The 19,163-nt window shown below is 60.5% G+C and carries 12 protein-coding genes; 8 read left to right on the forward strand and 4 right to left on the reverse strand.

Annotation, left to right across the window (positions count from 1 at the left end; genetic code table 11):
* Positions 1-164 precede the first annotated feature (164 nt).
* The 3 genes from VY732_RS23740 to metR all read left to right on the forward strand — a co-directional run bounded on the left by VY732_RS23740 (position 165) and on the right by metR (position 7,423).
* Entirely contained in the window at positions 165-5,723 is a 5,559-nt protein-coding gene (locus VY732_RS23740) for a dermonecrotic toxin domain-containing protein (protein ID WP_331691899.1), read from the forward strand.
* Between the two features lie 127 nt (positions 5,724-5,850).
* Positions 5,851-6,363: a hypothetical protein gene (locus tag VY732_RS23745; protein WP_331691900.1), complete on the forward strand. Its 513-nt coding sequence runs from the start codon at positions 5,851-5,853 to the stop codon at positions 6,361-6,363.
* Positions 6,364-6,505: 142 nt separating this feature from the next.
* The gene (metR, locus tag VY732_RS23750; protein ID WP_007916739.1) at positions 6,506-7,423 is read left to right on the forward strand and encodes a transcriptional regulator MetR; all 918 of its coding nucleotides are present in this window, start codon (positions 6,506-6,508) and stop codon (positions 7,421-7,423) included.
* Positions 7,424-7,548: 125 nt separating this feature from the next.
* Here the strand turns inward: metR and VY732_RS23755 are convergent, their stop codons facing one another.
* From VY732_RS23755 to VY732_RS23770, 4 genes are all read right to left on the reverse strand, one after another.
* Positions 7,549-8,046 carry a GNAT family N-acetyltransferase gene (locus tag VY732_RS23755; RefSeq protein WP_123593734.1) on the reverse strand — a complete coding sequence of 166 codons (498 nt, stop codon included), beginning with the start codon at positions 8,044-8,046 and terminating at the stop codon, positions 7,549-7,551.
* 2 nt (positions 8,047-8,048) lie between these two features.
* Complete coding sequence (locus VY732_RS23760) at positions 8,049-8,687, reverse strand: LysE family translocator (protein WP_331691901.1); 639 nt, start codon at positions 8,685-8,687, stop codon at positions 8,049-8,051.
* Between the two features lie 23 nt (positions 8,688-8,710).
* On the reverse strand, positions 8,711-9,145 hold the full coding sequence (locus tag VY732_RS23765; protein WP_331691902.1) for an NUDIX hydrolase: 435 nt from the start codon (positions 9,143-9,145) through the stop codon (positions 8,711-8,713).
* Positions 9,146-9,212: 67 nt separating this feature from the next.
* A complete protein-coding gene (locus VY732_RS23770) occupies positions 9,213-10,574 on the reverse strand; it encodes an HD domain-containing phosphohydrolase (RefSeq protein ID WP_331691904.1) in 1,362 nt (453 codons plus the stop codon).
* A gap of 252 nt (positions 10,575-10,826) precedes the next feature.
* On the opposite strand from VY732_RS23770, the gene VY732_RS23775 reads away from it, so the two are divergent.
* From VY732_RS23775 to VY732_RS23795, 5 genes are read left to right on the forward strand one after another with little or no spacing between them, the layout of a single operon-like run.
* Positions 10,827-13,085, forward strand: a complete 2,259-nt coding sequence (locus tag VY732_RS23775) for a GGDEF/EAL domain-containing response regulator (protein ID WP_331691905.1) — start codon at positions 10,827-10,829, stop codon at positions 13,083-13,085.
* Positions 13,082-14,956, forward strand: coding sequence for a putative bifunctional diguanylate cyclase/phosphodiesterase (locus VY732_RS23780; RefSeq protein WP_331691906.1), 1,875 nt, complete (start codon positions 13,082-13,084; stop codon positions 14,954-14,956). The genes VY732_RS23775 and VY732_RS23780 overlap by 4 nt, the downstream gene beginning before the upstream one ends.
* Before the next feature lie 40 nt (positions 14,957-14,996).
* Positions 14,997-15,950, forward strand: a complete 954-nt coding sequence (locus VY732_RS23785; RefSeq protein ID WP_331691907.1) for a cytochrome-c peroxidase — start codon at positions 14,997-14,999, stop codon at positions 15,948-15,950.
* Complete coding sequence (locus VY732_RS23790) at positions 15,947-17,761, forward strand: DAHL domain-containing protein (protein WP_331691909.1); 1,815 nt, start codon at positions 15,947-15,949, stop codon at positions 17,759-17,761. The genes VY732_RS23785 and VY732_RS23790 overlap by 4 nt, the downstream gene beginning before the upstream one ends.
* On the forward strand, positions 17,758-19,161 hold the full coding sequence (locus VY732_RS23795) for an ATP-binding protein (protein ID WP_331691911.1): 1,404 nt from the start codon (positions 17,758-17,760) through the stop codon (positions 19,159-19,161). The genes VY732_RS23790 and VY732_RS23795 overlap by 4 nt, the downstream gene beginning before the upstream one ends.
* Positions 19,162-19,163 lie beyond the last annotated feature (2 nt).

Genomic DNA, 19,163 nt, shown 5'->3' on the forward strand with positions numbered 1-19,163 from the left:
TACAAGCGCGCTGCCACAGTTCGATGACAGTTTGATGAAGAGTGCCGAGCGGTCACGCGGGGTTGTTGCAAACAATATCTATGTACCGCCATCGCCTTGCGCGATTTGTCTTGAATGACCCGTTCCGGAACGGATGAGCCGTTCCCCTTGCGAGTCATGCCACCATGCCCGATCGCCTTAATCTGGATGAAGCCAGCGCCCCCTCACCATTGCCCACGGTAGCCGGGCACCTGCCGAAAGTGACCGATGACAGCCTGTTGCAGCAGGCCAGCCACCGCTGGCGCGCCAGCAGCGAAGGCTTGCGCCAATTGTTTGCCGATAGCCCGGCCCTGCGCGACACGATCAATGAGTTACTGCGCCAACAACTGCAACTGGACGGCGAAACCACGCACTTGCACTTTGCTGCCACTGATGAGCACCCCGAACATATCGTCAGCCTTACCGATGCGTGTGCCTTCGTCGCCCAGCAACCGACGCTGGAAACCGGTCTGGATCAGCGTTGCCACCTCACCGGCATCAGCACAAATCATGCGTTGTACGCGTTGAAACCCCTGCAACTCCTGGAAAAGCTCAAATCGCTCGATCCCGCGAAGAGCCACGCCACACGCTGGAGAAACTTCTGGGAAGCGCGCGCGCCGCGCACACCGGTGTCACGCAGCAGCCGTGCCACGCAGCTTTACCGTGCGCATTTCGAAGCCACCGCGCACACGGCGCTCGCCAACCAGACCATTAGCGCTGCTCAACTCAAAACGCTGCAACAGGTCATCGATTCGGACGCCAGCGCACTGACCCTTGATGGCCAACCCATCCACACGCAAAAGCCGGCGCTGGTACTGAGCAATCACAGTAAAGTGAAACTTCCGGGGGCGTGGGTGATCAGCGTGGGTGATCTGGCCACTGTCGCGCCGCTGCTGTATCTGCCCAGCAGCGCCGTGTCGATCCAGGCCTTCAAGAGCCGCGCCGAGCTGCAAGCCTGGCTGACCAGCCATGTGCAAATTCCCACCGATCTGCCCAAGGACATCCTGCGCTTTGACTACAGCGCAGCGCTCGACCCGATGGTCACCGGGGCGAGCGATCTGTTCGCCGACCGACACCATGCGCAGCTCGATGCCTTGAGCAATACCAACAAAGACAAAACCGGGATCAGGGAGCACGGCGCGCGATCCCTGGTGCATGTCGACCTGATCGATCATCAGCGCAGCAACGCGATCATCGTGGCAGCGCCGCCAAAACCAGCCACGCCTGTCAGCGACGGCGAGTTCGATGAAAAGCCGCTGTTCGGCAGTCTGTCGGCCGCTATTCCACTGGCCGTGCGCCAGGCCGCGCTCAAACGCGAGCGCGTTGCACTCGAGCGTTTGCAGGACAACGACGGTGACGGTTCTCGTTACCGCCAATGCAAGGACGCCCTCAAAGCACTGGAGACCGCCGAACAAGCCGGTGAGCGCGCCGCCACATCGCTGCTTTACCGCGAAAATCTTGATTTGAGCGCCTTCAACACAGCGCTCGCTGCGCTCCGTCAGGCGCACGAGGACGGCTTGCATGCCGAAGCCAGACTGCAAGCAGCGCTGGGCCAACTCGACAGCGCTGAACACGATCTGCTCAAAGCCGTGCTGAACACGCCCATCGCGGCCGAACGTGACATTGACTTCACGGCGGCCAGCCTGACCTTGTCGATGAGCGAAACAAAAGACGGGGTCACTTCCACGCAGAGCGAAACGCTCAAGGGCGTGCTGGTGATCGCACCTCAGGCCGCACTCTCGGACAGCACCTCAAGCGCCAGCCTGATGCTCTACTGGCCGGGCACCGGTGGAGGTCTGCAACGATTTGCCGACCGTCGCACACTGGCGCGCGAGGTGTTCAAGATTCAGGATCAGGACAGCGAACTGGCCCTGCAACTGAGCACCCTGACCGCGGACCCGCTGCATTACTGCCTCAATGAACTGATCGCCGACTTCGAAGCGAAAGCTACCCGCCTGCGCGGCAAACCCGAGCAGGCTGACGCTCTGGAAACGCTGCGCCAGGCCTGTCTTGCCGCTGTGCAGGTGCCGGTTCACGCCGCCCGAAGCCTGGCCTTCGCTCACCTGCTGGAGCAGGAACGCAGCGGCACCCTCGCCGGCAACCTGCCAGGCTGGCTGATCAGACTCAAGGAGAGCGAGCGTAGCGGGCTTAAACAGAACATCGAGGCGTACATCGCGGCGATGCGTGAAAGCCACGCCCTCATGACTCTTGCGCTGGAACCCCGTGACGACTTCACTCGCCGCCATCTGCACGCCCGACTGCGCAAGGATTTTTCCCTTGAAGGCCACTTTTCCATCCAGGTCGAACTGCCCGACTCGACCAGAACCGAGCAAGTCCCTGAGTCCGGGCCAGGAGGTAACCGCAAAACCACTGTCATCGTGCCCAGCAAAACCCGCAGCAAAATGTCACTCGAAGACCTTGCCCAGCTCAACATCGATAACGTCCATTCGGTGCTCAACGATGCGCTGTCACAGCGTCTGATCTTCCTGCGCCCGGAGGTCACCGCAACGCTGAAAAAAGATCGTACGCGCCTGCTCAATGGCATCAACCTGACCTATCTGCGCAAGGTGCTGCCGGAACTCGATCTGCCCAAGGCCTATGAACAGAAGATCCACGACGCCTTCACGGGGGCCGCCGGCGAGTCGGCGTTCATCAAACAGCATCGCCGGGAAAGCCTCATCGAACCATGGCGTCTGCTGCTCAAGATTCAAAGTGAAAATGCGCGCCTGCAAAAGCACATCAACCGTGACGAGGCCGCGCTGCTGAACACCGCCATCGATGCCGACACCGCAGACGCTTGGCAAGCCAACGGCAAGCGCATTGTCCTGTTGCCGGTGTCTCTGAAAGTCGGCGGCAAGGACACCCCCGGCGGAGGCCCGGTGACCCTGTCCGGCATCAGCTTCATCGAAGAACAGGTCAGCGGCGTCACCCTGTTGTACCTGCCAGACAGCCACGACGGGCAGTTTTTCCGCCGCTACGACACGCTCGAAGCGGCGCGCACAGGGCTGTTCAGGTTGTGCGGGAGTGACAAGTGGGTCGCGTACCTCGCGGGCCGGGCCTTGCAGGGCAACGTCAGGGCGCATGTCAGCCGGATCGCTCAGGCCGTGGCAAAAAACTTCGATGCCATCATCGAAGTGGGCGTGCGCTGGCCGGCGAGCACATCGCTGGCCGCGCACCTGCTCGATGCGCACAGGGGACGGCTGGTCGAAGCCCATCGCGGTACCTCGCGTTCCAACGACGAGATGTTCTTCGAGCGCTACGCCTTGAAAGGCCCACGTGCCTTCAACTACATAAAAATGGCACTGGGGATGGTGCCCTTTGTCGGCAGTGTGCTGGCCCTTTATCAAGCCTGGACAGCGGCCAATCAGGCCACAGCAGCATTTTTGCGCGGCGACGTCGCTGATGGTCTGGCGGAAGTCGAGTCCATGTTGCTGTCGTTGATCGACGCGCTGATGGATCTGCTCCCGGGCGAAGCGGTGGCCTCGACCCTCTCCCGGACGACACGCGCGTTGACACAGGCTCGCCAACTTCACGCATTGGTCGGCAACGTTGCGGCCCTGCACGGCAAAACGCAGCGCCAGGCCAGACAAGTGCTGGCGCGTTTCAAGGATTACGAATATGAAAAACCGATTTCACTGGCCGGCACCGTGCCGTCCAGCCATGGCGTCTACCGTGGTATCTACCGGCATGCCGACGGCGACTTCATCGAACGTCAGGGTCGCCTCTACCAAGTTGAGCTGAGCAACGACTCGCGCCAGTGGCGCCTGTCAGGCAACTCGCAAAAAACCTACAAGCAACCGATCGCACTGGATGAAACCGGGGCCTGGGACACCTGGTTCGGCGTCTACGGAACGACCTTCGACGGCGGCCTGGCGGGGGGTGGCAATGTCGTCGGGCGCGTGGCCGATACGCTGGATCCTTACTGGCCTCCGGTGATTCGCCAACGCTTGCCGCGCTGGCTGGTGGATCGCAACTTTCGGCGCCAACATCAATTGACTGCCGCTGCGGATGATCTGGCCGATCGGTTGCAGGTCAGCGGAACCCAAAGCGATCGGTTGATCAACGTCTATAGCGAAGCCACGCTGGAACAGCGCCCGGCCAAGTTGCCCGCAGTCGAAGCCGCTTGCGTTGTCGATATCCGCTTGGCCGAACAACGTTATCAAACGTTGACCGAGCTGACCGAGCTGACCCATGGCGGAAAACTCAGGGAAGTCGTCGGCATGCAAAGCAAGTGCGCGTGGCTCCTGACCGATCGCTATCGGCGCCGCGCTGTTCACGCCTCGCACAACGTTCATGCCATGACCCTGAAAATCAGGGAGCTGAAACGGGCCCGCAACGCTTTGCCCCCCGACAGCCTGCCGCAACGTTTGATCATCCTGGAAGAGATGCGTGGACTGCGTATCGAGATCGTGAAAAAACTCGAAGACATGGAGGCATTCAAGGAGCAGGTCAATCACTGGTATGGACGCATGCTTGCAAAAGAACGGCCGAAGATTTCGACACTCGTTGACAACATCAACACCCGATACAGTGATGCCGCCCTGCTATACCTGAAAACCTCGCAGCGCCTGGAAATTGTCAAGAAAGCGGGCCACGCCGACCCTGCGTCGTGGCTCTATTTTCAAAGAGTTGCCGAGCCGCTTCGCGCGGACATTGATCGCGTCCTGTACCGCCAGTACGACCTGCCGAATATCGCGACTACAACAGCCCAACGAAACCGCATGCTTCAGGAATCCGTCGAGCTGTGCCAGCGCTTTCGTCGCGAGATGGGCGTGTGGATCGCCAGCTACCCGCAATTCTTCCATCTCGACGTGGTCGAGCCCTTGCTGGAAGGTATTGACCGCCTGGCCGATCGGGCGCGCGCCGGGATCAATACGCCGGCGGCGCCGGTGCGAAGGGTCGGGGGGCCACCTCTGCAACGCGTATTCACCACGGCTGACAATCAATTGCGCCATGGCGTCGAGCAATGGGACAACGTGACCCAGACCCGCCGATACACATGCACCGGGCCTGGCGGCCATGAGGAAATCTGGGAACAAGCCGCCGATGGCATATTACGTCTGACCAACCCGCGAACCTCAGTGGCGCGCTCGCCCGCAGAGTTGAGTCTGGCCTCCCTGGTGAGCGCAGCCCGACAACGTGTGGATAACGTCGCGACTTTCCGGGCTACGGTTCAAAGTAACGCTGACAGGGGCATGCTACCCATTGATCTGCAACACATGATGGACGTTAGAGCAAACGAGTTCATCGCCCGCGCCGACGACATCGCAGCCAAGTCTGCGCAACACCCGATCATCCAGACGTTGCGCGACCAGGCCACAGAGCTGACGGCTGCCGGGCGAGCCATCCGCACCGAACGCTCACTGACCAGCCCGAAGCCAACCGATGGCATGCTCGACGACCTCATCGATCAACATGTCGTGGAGATACGGCGTACGCAGTCGATCCAGCCACTGGGCCAGTATCAGGGTTATCCAGACTACATGCAGGAATACGAGATCTGGAACGTCAACGCACAACCGCCTTACCTGCTGTGGTATGCGCACTTTCATTACCGCAGTGCAACGCCTGATTTTCGTCGGTTCGAAAAAGCTCACCTGAAACTGCCTGAGCACCGCTTCCTGACCCACGCTGATGATGCCACCCTGCCGTATTCGGACATTGGCAGGCAGTCGGTGGTGCTGGGTCATTTCGAAGCCATTTGAGCAAGATTCAGCGGACCGTCCGTCGCTACTGGCAGATCTGACAGTAGCGACGCCGGGGGATTGCGCAGCCAATGGTTCGACGACGGAACTCATGGTGAAGCGTCGATACGATTACGGGATGGCAGACATGAATAAAAATCTTCTGCAAAACGGCGACTTCGGCACTGGCAAGTTTGCGCCTTGGGAGGTTCATGCATTCCAAGGCAAGGCCAGCGTCGTTCAGCATAACCTCGGCTATCAAGCGAAGGTGCTGCCTGGTGTAGATAACGGCGTCGTGCTGTTGAATCGATTCGACACCCCACCCGGGGCCTTTACCGTGCAGATCGATGCATCCGCGCCTGAGGCCAAATACCATCAGGATCCGCCGAACATCGACACGCACCCGATTGTGTTTTTTATCATCTCGGGCTATGGAGCGGACGGCAGAACGATCCAGTACGACGTCGGTAGCTGGTGGCTGAAACCTGCGCAAATGCCTTTCGAATACTCCGGCGTCATGTTGCCAGATGTAGTGAGCGCCCAACTGCAAGTGTCCTTTCCCTCTGATCCTCTTAAGGTCAAGGGGTCGCTCTACATCGATAACGTCAGCTATATGCTCGACGCACCAGGGCAGATTCATAAAACGCGCTGGAGTCAGTGATCGGCAGCCCCCACTCAGAAACTGCGCAGCGGGTAGGTGACACTCTGCGGGCAAAAGATTTCGTAATCGTCGACAGCCCGCCAAACATGAGACAAACTCAACACTTTTGCGTTGACCACAAGTTTTCCTCATGGAGCCACCGGTGCTTGAAATCCGCCACCTGAAAACCCTGCATGCCCTGCGTGAAGCCGACAGTCTGGTGGACGCTGCTGACCGTTTGCACCTGACGCAATCGGCGCTGTCCCACCAGTTCAAGGAGCTTGAGGAACGCTTGGGCATGGCCCTTTTTGTGCGCAAGACCAAGCCGGTGCGTTTCACCAGCGCCGGTTTGCGCTTGCTGCAACTGGCCGATGCGACGCTGCCGCTGCTGCGCGCTGCTGAACGCGATATCGGTCGTCTGGCCGGTGGCACCGCCGGGCGTTTGCACATGGCCATTGAGTGCCACAGTTGCTTTCAGTGGCTGATGCCGACCATCGACCAGTTCCGCGATGCCTGGCCGGAAGTCGAACTCGACCTCGCCTCGGGGTTCGCCTTCGCACCGCTGCCGGCCTTGGCCCGTGGCGATCTGGATCTGGTGGTGACGTCTGATCCACTGGAAATCGCTGGCATCACCTATGTGCCGCTGTTCACTTATGAAGCCATGCTGGCCGTGGCCAATCAGCACGCATTGGCGAGCAAACCGTACATCGTCCCCGAAGACTTGCTCACGGAAACGCTGATCACCTACCCGGTGGAACGCGATCGCCTCGACATTTTCACGCGCTTCCTCGAACCGGCCGATATCGAGCCGGCACAGGTGCGCACTTCAGAGCTGACGGTGATGATGATGCAACTGGTCGCCAGCGGCCGTGGCGTCTGCGGCATGCCGCATTGGGCGCTGCACGAGTACAGCTCGCGCGGTTACGTGAAAGGTAAACGGCTGGGGGAAAAAGGCTTGTTCGCGACGTTGTACGCGGCGATTCGCACCGACATGCTCGATGCACCGTACATGCGCGATTTTCTGCTGACGGCGAAAGACACGTCGTTCTCGACCCTGGACGGTGTCAGCGCCGTGCGCTGACTCAAGTACAGCGCGAACTCTGTGGGAGCGAGCCTGCTCGCGAATGCAATCGGTCAGTTGCCAACGTTGCTGACTGACACATCGCTTTCGCGAGCAGGCTCGCTCCCACAGGGATCAGTGTGAAATCAGATCTCGCGCCACATGTGGATCTTGTCGAAGTAGTCTTCACCCACCCGCACCGCCAATGGTTCGAGGCCGAACTGGATGAAGCCGCAGCGCTGATAGAGATTGAATGCGGCGTCATTGCCGGCGGTGACGGTGAGCTGGAGCAGTTTCAGCGCCGGATGGTTTTGCGCTTCGGCAATGGCCGCCTGCACCAGTTCATGGCCCAGGCCATGCTGGCGAAAATCCGCCGACACGTACATGCCGAACAACGTGGCCTTGTGACGAGCCTTTTCGCGCGGTTCAAAGGCCAGCCCTACAATCCCGGCCAACGTGCCGGCTTCAAACGCGCCGAGCACCACGTCGAGCTTGCTGGTCAGGCGCCCTTCCCACCAGCTCAATGGCATCACCGCGCGTTCGCGCACGCTTGAGGTGAAGGCCTGCGGATGACGGTCGTAGGCTTCGAGCATCAGTTCGCGGTAAGCCAGGGCATGACTGGCGTCCAGCCGCTCGATCCACATGTTCACGCCGTCCTGCGTTGCTCAAACATCAGGCGCACGGCCAGACCAGCCAAAACGAAACCCATGAAATAACGCTGCAGCGCCAGCCATGTCGGGTTGCGCACAAACCACGAAGCAATGCCCGCCGCGAACAGCGCGATCAGCAAATTCACGCAGAAACTGACGCTGATCTGGGTCAGGCCGAGAATGATGCTTTGGGTGAACACCGAGCCGTGTTCAGGAGTGATGAATTGCGGAAATACCGAAAGGTAGAACACCGCTATTTTCGGGTTCAATGCGCTGGTGAGAAAGCCCATGGTGATCAGCTTGCGCGACGAGTCCGCCGGCAATTGCTGCGCTTCGAACGGCGAGCGCGCCCTGGGTTTCAGCGCTTGCCAGGCCAGCCACAGCAAATACAGCGCACCGGCCCACTTCAGCACTTCATAGGCCATCGGCACCGCGAGGAACACGGCGGTCAAACCTGCCGCTGCCGCAAACAGATGCACAAAGAACCCGGCCACCACGCCCAGCAACGAGGTCACCCCGGCCTTGCGTCCCTGACAGATCGAACGCGAGATCAGGTAGATCATGTTCGGCCCCGGCGTCAGCACCATCAGCAAGGCGGCAGCGGCGAAAATCAGCAGGTCTTGTAGCGGGATCATGGCAAAGTCCCTTGCGTGGATGATCAGGCAATTGCGCTCAGCGAGTTGCGATAAAACGGCAGGATCAGGTCGCGTGTCAATGGCGCCAGAACGACAGCAGGATCAGTGGCCGGATCGACCCAGATCACTTCTTCGATTTCCGCTGCCGGCATGACCTCAGTGTCGATCGTCAGTTGAAAGATTTGCGCCTGCACAACGCATCCCGGCTCGTTGGCGGCGGGGGCGGAAAACTGCCCGAGAAATGCTGCCTGCGCAGGATCGATCTGCAAACCCAGCTCCTCTTCCAGCTCACGCGCCAGTGCGTGCACCGGCGACTCGTGCGCTTCGATCTTGCCGCCCGGTTGCATGAACGCCGTGGTGCCACGCTTGCGTACCAGCAGGGTTTGCCCTTCGGGGTTGAGCAACAGCGCGGCGGCTATACGAATGAGGTTTGCAGAGTTAACAGATGCACAAGTCATGGGTCAGCCACCGGCCTGGAAAAACCGCAAGGATCCCATGCGCGCCCCGCTGAGGTCACCCCGTAAATCATTCCCCCTGGGCCTTGAGCACGGCTTCAACCTCCTCCGGCACCTTGACGAAAATCGTGTACTTGCCGCCCTCCATGGCTTCGAACGCAATCAGCTTTTCCACCAACAGCGCACTGAGCACCTTGCCGGCGTTGAGCAGCAGCATGCCGTTATCGGCATTCAGATTGCGCGCCAGAATCATCCCCGCCGCCAGATCCCGAGTAGACACCACCTTGACCGACGGATCAGCCAGCGTGACGTCGCTGAGAAATGCCGCGCACACCTGAATGAAATCCTCGACCAGATCGGGATCGTACAAACGCCCGGCGTACTGGCGCAGGTACAGCAGCGCTTCATCGCTGTTCATCTGCCGCTCGAGGATCAGACCGCGCTGCAACTCGACGAAATCCACCGCCAGTTTCAGCAAGCGTGAACCGAACGGAATGCCCTCGCCCTTGAGCCGGTCGGGAAAGCCGCTGCCGTCCCAGCGCTCCTGATGATGCAGGATCAGACGCGCCGCATCTTTCATCGGGTCCAGGGTCATGAGCAACGATTCGCTCTGCTTCGGATAACTGCGATAGCGCTCGCGTTCGGTATGGCGCAGCAGATCCGAGGGCATGGTCATCATCGCGTCGGTCCAGCTCAGTTTGCCGATGTTGTACAGCGCCGCAGCCATGGTCAGATCACGGCTGGTGGCCTCGTCCAGGCCGTGCTGTTTGCAGTAGCTGCGCACCAGTTCGATGATTTGCCGGTTGGTCTGCTTGGCAGGTGGCAAGCGCAGATTGGCCAGCAGCGAGAACACTTCGGTGCCGGTGGCATAGCTGTGCTTGAGCTCTTCGTACGCCAGATCGAGCATGTCGGCGGTTTGCTGCAGTTCGGCGGTGCGCGCCGCGACATGCTTTTCGAGGGTGCTGTTGAGCAGTGTGAGCTGATCGTTCTGCACCCGGGTCAAGCGCTCCAGCCGCTTACGCTCCTGCTCGGAATGCTGGTGTTCGAGGGACTGGCGCAAGATCAGCAGCAGCTCTTCGTCATTCCACGGTTTGCTGATGTAACGGTGAATTTGCCCGTCATTGATGGCTTTGATGATCGCCGCCGGGTCGGCATAGCCAGTGAGCATGATCCGCGCAGTCGCCGGATAACGCTCACGGACATGCGCCAGTAACGAGGCACCGTCCATGCCCGGCATGCGCGCATCGCTCATCACCAGATTCACCGGCTGCTGCGCGAGAATCTCCAGCGCCTGGGCGCCGCTGGTGGCCAACAGCAGATCGTAGGGCTGGCCGCGCAACAGGCGACGCAGACTGTTGAGGATCGACTCCTCGTCGTCGACCAGCAGCACTGTGGGTCGATGCGCCGGCATCGGCGCGGATAGCTCTTCCATGGCATGGCCTCAAGCAAACAGGGAAATAACGACGCCCCGAGCCAACACTGCGCCGGTCCGCGCCTGAGTCCAAGGCTAGATGATTTTCGCCGGCATTCACGCTGTTCTTTATCCGGGGCCGAAAGCGCAGTGCCGGGGAGCCGACTATGCTGAAGACAGCGCAAGACTCCATCGGCTGACACGAACAGGCAAATGGCGAGGGAAAAGGATGCCCCGGATGACCACAGCATGCCTCCCCACGGGCGGCGCGGCATGACAGCGCCAACCGTGCACATCAATCGCCGCGTGCTGATCGTTGACGACAGCCCGGCGATCCATGGCGACTTCGCCAAGATTCTCAGCCCGGTCATCCCCGGCGACGATGGTCTGGGCGAAACCGAGAGCCTGTTATTCGGTACCCCGTCCGCCAGGCAATCCCAACATTTCGAACTGGATTCGGCGTTTCAGGGCCACGAAGCCCTGGAAAAACTCGAGGCCGCGCTGGCGCAAAATCGCCCCTACGCCATGGCGTTCATCGACATGCGCATGCCACCGGGCTGGGATGGCCTGGAGACCATCGAACGGCTATGGCAGGTCGACCCCAAGCTGCAAGTCGCGCTGTGCACGGCCTATTCCGATTATTCCTGGGAGGATATCGACCAGCGTCTGACATTGAACGACCGATTGCTGATCCTGAAAAAGCCCTTCGACGCCATCGAGATCCGCCAGATGGCCAGCGCCCTCACGGTCAAATGGCAGATGACCGAAGACGCAGAACTGAAGATGAGCCTGCTGGAGCAAGCGGTGCAGGAACGCACCCGGGAGCTGTCGGACGCCAACGCGATCGTGCAGAACAGCCCGACCATTCTTTACCGTTTGCGCGGCGAACCCTCGTTTGCACTGATGTACATCTCCCACAACATCACCCGTTACGGCCATGTCGCCGCCGACCTGGTGGGGTCGCCCGACTGGGCACAGGCACTGATTCATCCGGACGATCAGGCGAACGTCGATGCCGCCATGGCCCGGGTGCTGGATCGGCATGCGTCGGGCGCATCCATCGAGTTCCGCATGCGCACAGGTCAGGGCACCTGGCGCTGGGTGGAGAACCGCTACATCCCGGTGCGCGATCAGGACGGCCGTCTGCTGGAAGTCGAAGGCATCATTCTCGACATCACCGAACGTCGCCTGGCCGAGGACAAACTGGCCTTGCTGGCGCGCTCCGATGGCCTGACGGGCCTGGCCAATCGCGCCACACTGATCGAACGCCTGCATCAGGCATTCGCCGCCGCGCGACGGGGTGCCATGCCGTTCGCGGTGTTCTATCTGGACCTCGACCACTTCAAGCGGATCAATGACACCCTTGGCCACCCGGTGGGCGATCTGCTGCTGCAGGAAGTCGCCCGGCGCATCAAGTGCGGCGTTCGCGAAAGCGACGTGGTGGCGCGCCTGGGCGGCGACGAATTCGCGATCCTGCAACTGGACGTCAGCGACCCGACCCAATCCGCCGCGATGGCCGCCAATATCCGCGACACGCTGCTGGCGCCCTACCAACTGGCCGGCAATGCGCTGCACATTTCGGTGAGCATCGGCATCAGCAGTTACAGCGACCTCAGCCTCGACGCCGACAGCCTGCTCGGGCAGGCCGACATGGCGCTGTACCGCGCCAAGGAAATGGGTCGCAACCAGTATCACTTCCACTCCGAGGAAATCTCCCGGGAAGTGGCCGAACGCATGACCCTCGTCAGCGAACTGATGACGGCTCTCGAGAGCAATGAGCTGATGCTGCGGTATGCGCCGGAGATTGATCTGCACAGCGGCCGAATTCTGGGCATGGAGGCACAAGTACTCTGGCAACATCCCCGTCGCGGCCTGCTGCCGGCCGCCGACTTCGTGCCGATCGCGGAGAAAACCGGCGCAATCATTCCGCTCGGACGCTGGGTGCTGGATCATGCCTGCCACCAGATGCATCTGTGGCGTAACGAAGGCGTTGCGCCGCCGGTGATGGCAATCAAACTCTCGCTAGCCCAACTAAAGAGCGGCCCGGAGCTGATCTACAACGTGCTGCGCACCACCGCCCGCTGGGAACTCGCGCCCTGGGATCTGCGTTTCGATGTCACCGAGGCCACGCTGGCCCAGACCAAGTGGACACACAACGACGCGTTGCCGCGCCTGCGTGAACTGGGTGTGAGCATCGCCATCGATGATTTCGGCACTGAATATTCCTCGTTCGACTACCTGAAAACCTACCGGGTCAATCACCTCAAACTGGCGCAGAGTTTCGTCGACAGCGCCGCCCACGATGTCGCCGGTGCCAACGCCCTGCGCGCGATCGTCAACTTCGCCCGGGATCTGGGCATCGGCATCATCGCCGAAGGCCAGCCATCGCCGGAGCAGCCGCGCGCGCCCTCTGCCGCAGCCGCGCTGCCCAGCGCCCGGGGTCTGTATTTCAGCGCGGCGGTCAGCGCCGAACAGGCCGGACATTTGCTCAAGGACAGCGCCCGTCTGACGCCAAAGGAGGACGAGGCATGAAAACGCCTTTTCCCCAGACCAACCGGCGCATCCTGATCATCGACGACACGCCAGCGATCCACGATGACTTTCGCAAGATCCTCGCCCCGCAGGTGGCGGACGCCGTCGATTTTCAGCAACTGGAACAGACATTGTTCGGCAGCCAGCAGACGCCGCACCTGAGCTTCCAGCTCGACTCCGCCTATCAGGGCCAGGAAGCCTTGGCGCTGGTCAACCGCGCACTGGCCAGTGGCAATCCCTACGCCCTCGCCTTTATCGACATGCGCATGCCGCCCGGCTGGGATGGCCTGGAAACCATCGAGCAACTGTGGCGGGTCGACCCGAACCTGCAAATCGCCTTGTGCACGGCCTACAGCGACTACAGCTGGGAGGCGATGGCCGAACGGCTGGAGTTCGGCGATCAGTTGCTGATCCTGAAAAAGCCGTTCGACAGTCTGGAAATCCGTCAGATGGCCAACGCCCTGACCTGGAAATGGCAACTGGCACAGGACGCGGCACTGAAGATGCTCAGCCTTGAGCGAACCATCGAGGCGCGGGTGCACGAACTGCTCAAGGTCTCGCACCTGCTGCAGTACGACAGCCTCACGGAACTGCCCAACAGCACCCTGCTCGGTGATCGACTGAGCCAGGCCATGGCGGTGTGCCGGCGGCATGACAAACAACTGGTGGTGATGTTTCTCGGCCTCGATCGCTTCAAGCGCATCAACAACGCGCTGGGCCATCCGGCGGGTGACGAGATGCTCAAACGGGTCGCCCGGCAACTGTTGTCCTGCGTGCGTGATTCGGACTCGGTGTTTCGCTACGGCTCCGATGAGTTCGTGGTGATCCTCGGCGACATCAACCACCCTCAGCAAACCCACGGCATCGCGGAAAAACTCCTCGCCGCCATTCGCCTGCCGCAGACGATTGTCGGCCACGATGTCAGCGTCACCGCCAGCGTCGGCATCAGCGTCTACCCCGATGACGGCCTCGAAGCCACCGAGCTGATCAAGAAGGCCGAGACCGCGATGCGCAACGTCAAGGAACAGGGCCCCGATAACATCGGCTTCTTCATCGAAGCCATGAACCAGCACGCCCGCGAACAGCACAGCATCGAGTCGGGCATTCGCCGAGCGCTGCAAGAGCATGAATTCGTCCTGCACTATCAGCCGAAAATCGACCTGCGCAGTACCAAAGTGGTGGGTGCCGAAGCACTGGTGCGCTGGCAAAAACCGGGGCATGGCTGGGTCTATCCGGCGGACTTCATCCCGGTGGCCGAGGACAGCGGTCTGATCGTGCCGCTGAGCAAATGGGTGCTGGCTGAGGCCTGTCGGCAGACCCGGGCCTGGCAACTGGCCGGACTGCCGCCGATCCGTATGTCGGTCAACACTTCACCTATCGATTTTCGCCAGCGTGACTTCGTCGCCGGCATCGAGCGCGTACTGGAACAGACAGGTCTGGCGCCCGAGTGGCTGGAACTGGAAATCACCGAAGGCGTGCTGATGCAAAACGTCGAGGCGACGATGACTGCGCTCAATCGCCTGAAGACGCTGGGCACGCGTCTGGCCATCGATGACTTTGGCACCGGCTATTCCAGCCTGAGCTACCTGCGGCGATTTCCTATCGACGTGCTGAAGATCGACCAATCGTTCATTCGCAACCTGTGCAACGACCGCAGCGATGCCGCGCTTGTGAGCGCGATCATCAACCTGGGCAAGAGTCTTGGCCTGAACGTCATCGCCGAGGGCATCGAAACCGCCGAACAACTGGCGTTTCTCAAGGCTCATCACTGCGAAGAAGGCCAGGGCTACTTTTTCAGCGAAGCTCTGCCCGCAGACACATTTGCGCAGTTGCTGGCCGGTACGCAACCCGCGCCCTGGACGATTGAATGATCACTGTGAAACCGGCCTTGAGTCAGGGAGACAATTGCCGATGAGCCTTTTCCACCACACGATGACGTTGCTGCTGTGCGGACTCTGTGTCGGGGTCAGTGCCGAGCCGCTGGACGAGCCGCTGAAACCGTTGCCCGCAGTGCCGCCGCAGGATGCCCGGCGCGTGGAACTCGGTCGACGCTTGTTCCACGAGCCACGGTTATCGATCAACAACACGCTGTCCTGCGCCAGCTGCCACCAACTCGACAAGAACGGTGCCGACAGCCGCGCCTTGTCACTGGGCTTCGACGGCAAACCGGTGGCCGTCAACACCCCCACCGTGTTCAACGCGGCCCTCAACTTTCGCCAGTTCTGGGATGGCCGCGTCGAAACACTGGAGGAACAAAGCAACGTCGTCATCACCAGCCCGCATGAAATGGGCAGCGACTGGAACACAGTCATCGAGCGGCTCGGGCAAAACCCCGACTATCGCCGCGACTTCGCCGCCATCTTCCCGGACGGTGTAACAAGGGCCAATGTCCAGCAGGCGCTGGCCAGTTTTGAACGCACCCTGCTGACGCTCGATTCGCGCTTCGATCAATACCTGCAGGGCAATACCGACATCCTCACCCTGGAGGAAAAGTACGGTTACCAGCGCTTCAAGGAGTACGGCTGCATTGCCTGCCATCAGGGGGTGAACATCGGCGGCAACATGTTCCAGAAATTCGGTGTGTTCGGCGATTACATTGCCGATCGCGGCAACCCGACCGTGGCTGATCAGGGCCGCTTCAACGTGACCGGTGACGAAGCGGACCGGGCCGTGTTCAAGGTGCCGAGCCTGCGCAATGTCGCGATCACCGCGCCGTACTTTCACGATGGTTCGGCAGCCACCCTCGAACACGCCGTGGATGTGATGTTCCAGTACCAGTTGGGGCGCATGCCAAGCGCTGAGGACAAACGGCTGATCATGCTGTTTCTTACAACCCTGACCGGCCAACGGGAAGACAAGCCATGATCAACATCTCGCGGCGACGCAGCCTGCTGTTGCTGACCCTGGTCGCTTTGGCGCTGGCCTCGATCCTGCTGTTCCTGTACATCAAGTCCAGCTCTGACCAGACCATGACGTACACCGAATCGAGGGATCTGATCCGGCAGATCAAACAGCAGAACTCGCTGTGGGAAAACGAGCTCCTCAAGGCGCGGGTGGCGCTCACCCACAACTACGATCCGCTGGTGTCACCGATGAACGAAATGAACCGGCTCTGGGCGCGCTTCGACGCGATCGAGTCCGGACATGGGCGCAACGACTCGGCGCAATGGAACGAGGCTCACGAGAGTTTCCTGCAGGCGATGCAGGAGAAGACCCGTCTGGTCGAACAGTTCAAATCGCACAACGCGCTGTTGCGTAATTCCCTGGCCTTTTTGCCCACCGCTGAAGACGACATCCAACAGCAACTGGCCAGCCTGTCGGACTTCGATAAATTGCAGCTGCAGAACATCACTACCGACACCTACGACCTGCTGCTCAGTGCCCTCGAATTCGCCCAGGTCACCTCCGACGATCGGGCCGCCGACATCGAGGTCGGCCTGAACAAGCTGAAGGTCAACGCGCAACGCCTGCCACCGGCGTTTCAGACCCCGATCAAAATCATGAGCAGCCATATCTCGCTGATTGCGCGCGAGCAGCCACTGGTCAACCAGTTGCTCGAAAACATCGAAAACATCCCCGTGGCTGACAGCCTCGACAACATCACCACCATGCTCGATCACGATCAGCAGCGCGCCGATCAGGTCGACCGGCAGTACCACTTCTACCTGCTGTTGTTTTCGGTGCTGCTGATGTTGTCACTGGTGTGGCTGGCCATCCGTTTGATCGGCAGTTTCGCCGAGATCAACCGGGTCAATAACGCCCTGCAAACGGCCAACGACGCGCTGGAACAAAGAGTCGAAGAACGCACCCGGGAACTGCGGGACGCCCAGAGCGAACTGCTCGACGCGGCACGTCAGGCCGGCATGGCGGAAATCGCCACCAATGTGCTGCACAACGTTGGCAACGTGCTCAACAGCGTGAACATCTCCAGCGACCTGATCACGCGCAAGCTGCGCAACAGCAAGAGCCAGGGCTTGGGCAAGGCCATGCAACTGATCAACGAACACCCGGATGACCTCGGTCCGTTCCTCAGCGAAGACGCCAAAGGCAAATTGCTCCCCGGCTACCTCAACCAATTGGTGGCCGCGATTGCCCAGGAACAGCAGGAAATGCTCGACGAATTGCACCAGATGAACAAAAGCGTCGACCACATCAAGGACATCGTCGCCACCCAGCAATCCTATGCCGGCGCCAACAGCATGACCGAGCCATTGTTCATCAACGAGTTACTGGAAGACGCGTTGCGCATGAATGCCGGGGCACTGACCCGGCACCACGTCACGGTGGTCAGGGAATACGCCGACGTGCCGCAGGTGATGGGCGACAAACACCGCTTGTTGCTGATCCTGATCAACCTGATCAGCAACGCCAAATACGCCATGTCCGACCTCAGCAACCGCCCCCGGACCATGACCCTGGCGGTCAGGATTGTCGATGACAGCTTCCTCGAAATCAGCGTCAAGGACGATGGCGAAGGCATCGCTGCGGAAAACATGACGCGGATCTTTGCCCACGGTTTCACCACCCGCAAGGAAGGCCACGGCTTCGGTCTGCACAGCTGCGCCCTGGCGGCCATCGAAATGAACGGCCACCTCACTGCGCACAGTGACGGCCCGGGCCAGGGTGCGTTGTTCACTTTGCAGATCCCCCTGATCAGCGTCACGGAGAACGCATGAGCGAGCTGTCGAACCGCCGCATTCTGCTGATCGACGACATGCCGTCGATCCATGAAGACTTTCGCAAGATTCTCGCGCCGCCGGCGGCGCAGTCGGTGGAACTGGACGAGATGGAAGCGGCACTGTTTGGCGCTCAGGTGCGCGCCGAACGTCCGCCGTTCGAGCTGGACTCGGCCTACGGCGGCGAGGAAGGTCTGGGCAAACTGATACAGGCCCAAACAGAACAACGCCCCTACGCGCTGGCCTTTGTCGACATGCGCATGCCCGACGGTTGGGACGGCGCGAAAACCATTGAACATCTCTGGCAACAGGACCCGCAGTTGCAAGTGGTGGTCTGCACCGCCTACTCGGATTATTCCTGGGATGAACTGCTGGAGCGCCTGCAGGCGCATGATCGGTTGCTGATTCTGAAAAAGCCGTTCGACAACATCGAAGTGCAGCAGATGGCCAACACCCTGCTGACCAAGTGGCAGATGACCGAACGCGCGTCATTGCAGATGCATCACCTGGAACATCTGGTCGATCAACGCACAGCCCAGTTCAAGCAGGCCAGCGAAGAACTGCAGCGGGAAATCGATGAGCGCAAGCAACTGGAAAGTCAGTTGGTGCAGTCGGAAAAACTTGCGTCACTGGGGCAAATGGCGGCGGGTGTGGCCCATGAAATCAATAACCCGATCGGCTTCATCTCCTCCAACCTCGGCACCCTGGACGGCTACTTCAAACAATTGCTGAGCGTACTTGATACCTGGCAGACGCTTGGCCCCACGCCAGACAGTGAGTCCGTGGCACGGCTTGAGCAATTGCGCAAAGACGCCGACCTGGATTTTCTCCTCGAAGACATCCCGGTGCTGATCCGCGAATCCAAGGAAGGCATTGGCCGCGTCGGGCAGATCGTCAAGGACCTCAAGGACTTCTCGCGGGCCGATAGCCATCAGCAATGGCAGTGGGCCAATCTGCAACAAGGCATCGAGTCGACCCTGAATATCGTTGCCAGCGAACTCAAGTACAAGGCCGACTTGATCAAGGAGTACCAGCCCCTGCCGGACATCGAGTGCCTGCCATCACAAATCAATCAGGTGATCATGAACCTGGTGGTCAATGCGGCACAGGCCATGGGCCCCGAACGCGGCACCATCACCTTGCGCACCGGGCAACAACAAGACACGGCCTGGGTGGAGGTCGCGGACACCGGCGCGGGGATTGCGCCGGACATCCTGCAGAAAATCTTCGATCCGTTTTTCACCACCAAACCGGTCGGCCAGGGCACCGGGCTTGGCTTGTCCCTGTCGTACGGCATTGTGAAAAAGCACGGTGGCGATATTTCGGTACGCAGCGAACCGGGGGTGGGCACGACCTTTCGCGTCGAGTTGCCGATGCGCCAGAACCGGCCCGCTGCCTGAGC

The sequence above is a fragment of the Pseudomonas sp. ZY71 genome (assembly GCF_036542145.1).
In the GTDB taxonomy this organism is placed as follows: domain Bacteria; phylum Pseudomonadota; class Gammaproteobacteria; order Pseudomonadales; family Pseudomonadaceae; genus Aquipseudomonas; species Aquipseudomonas koreensis_A.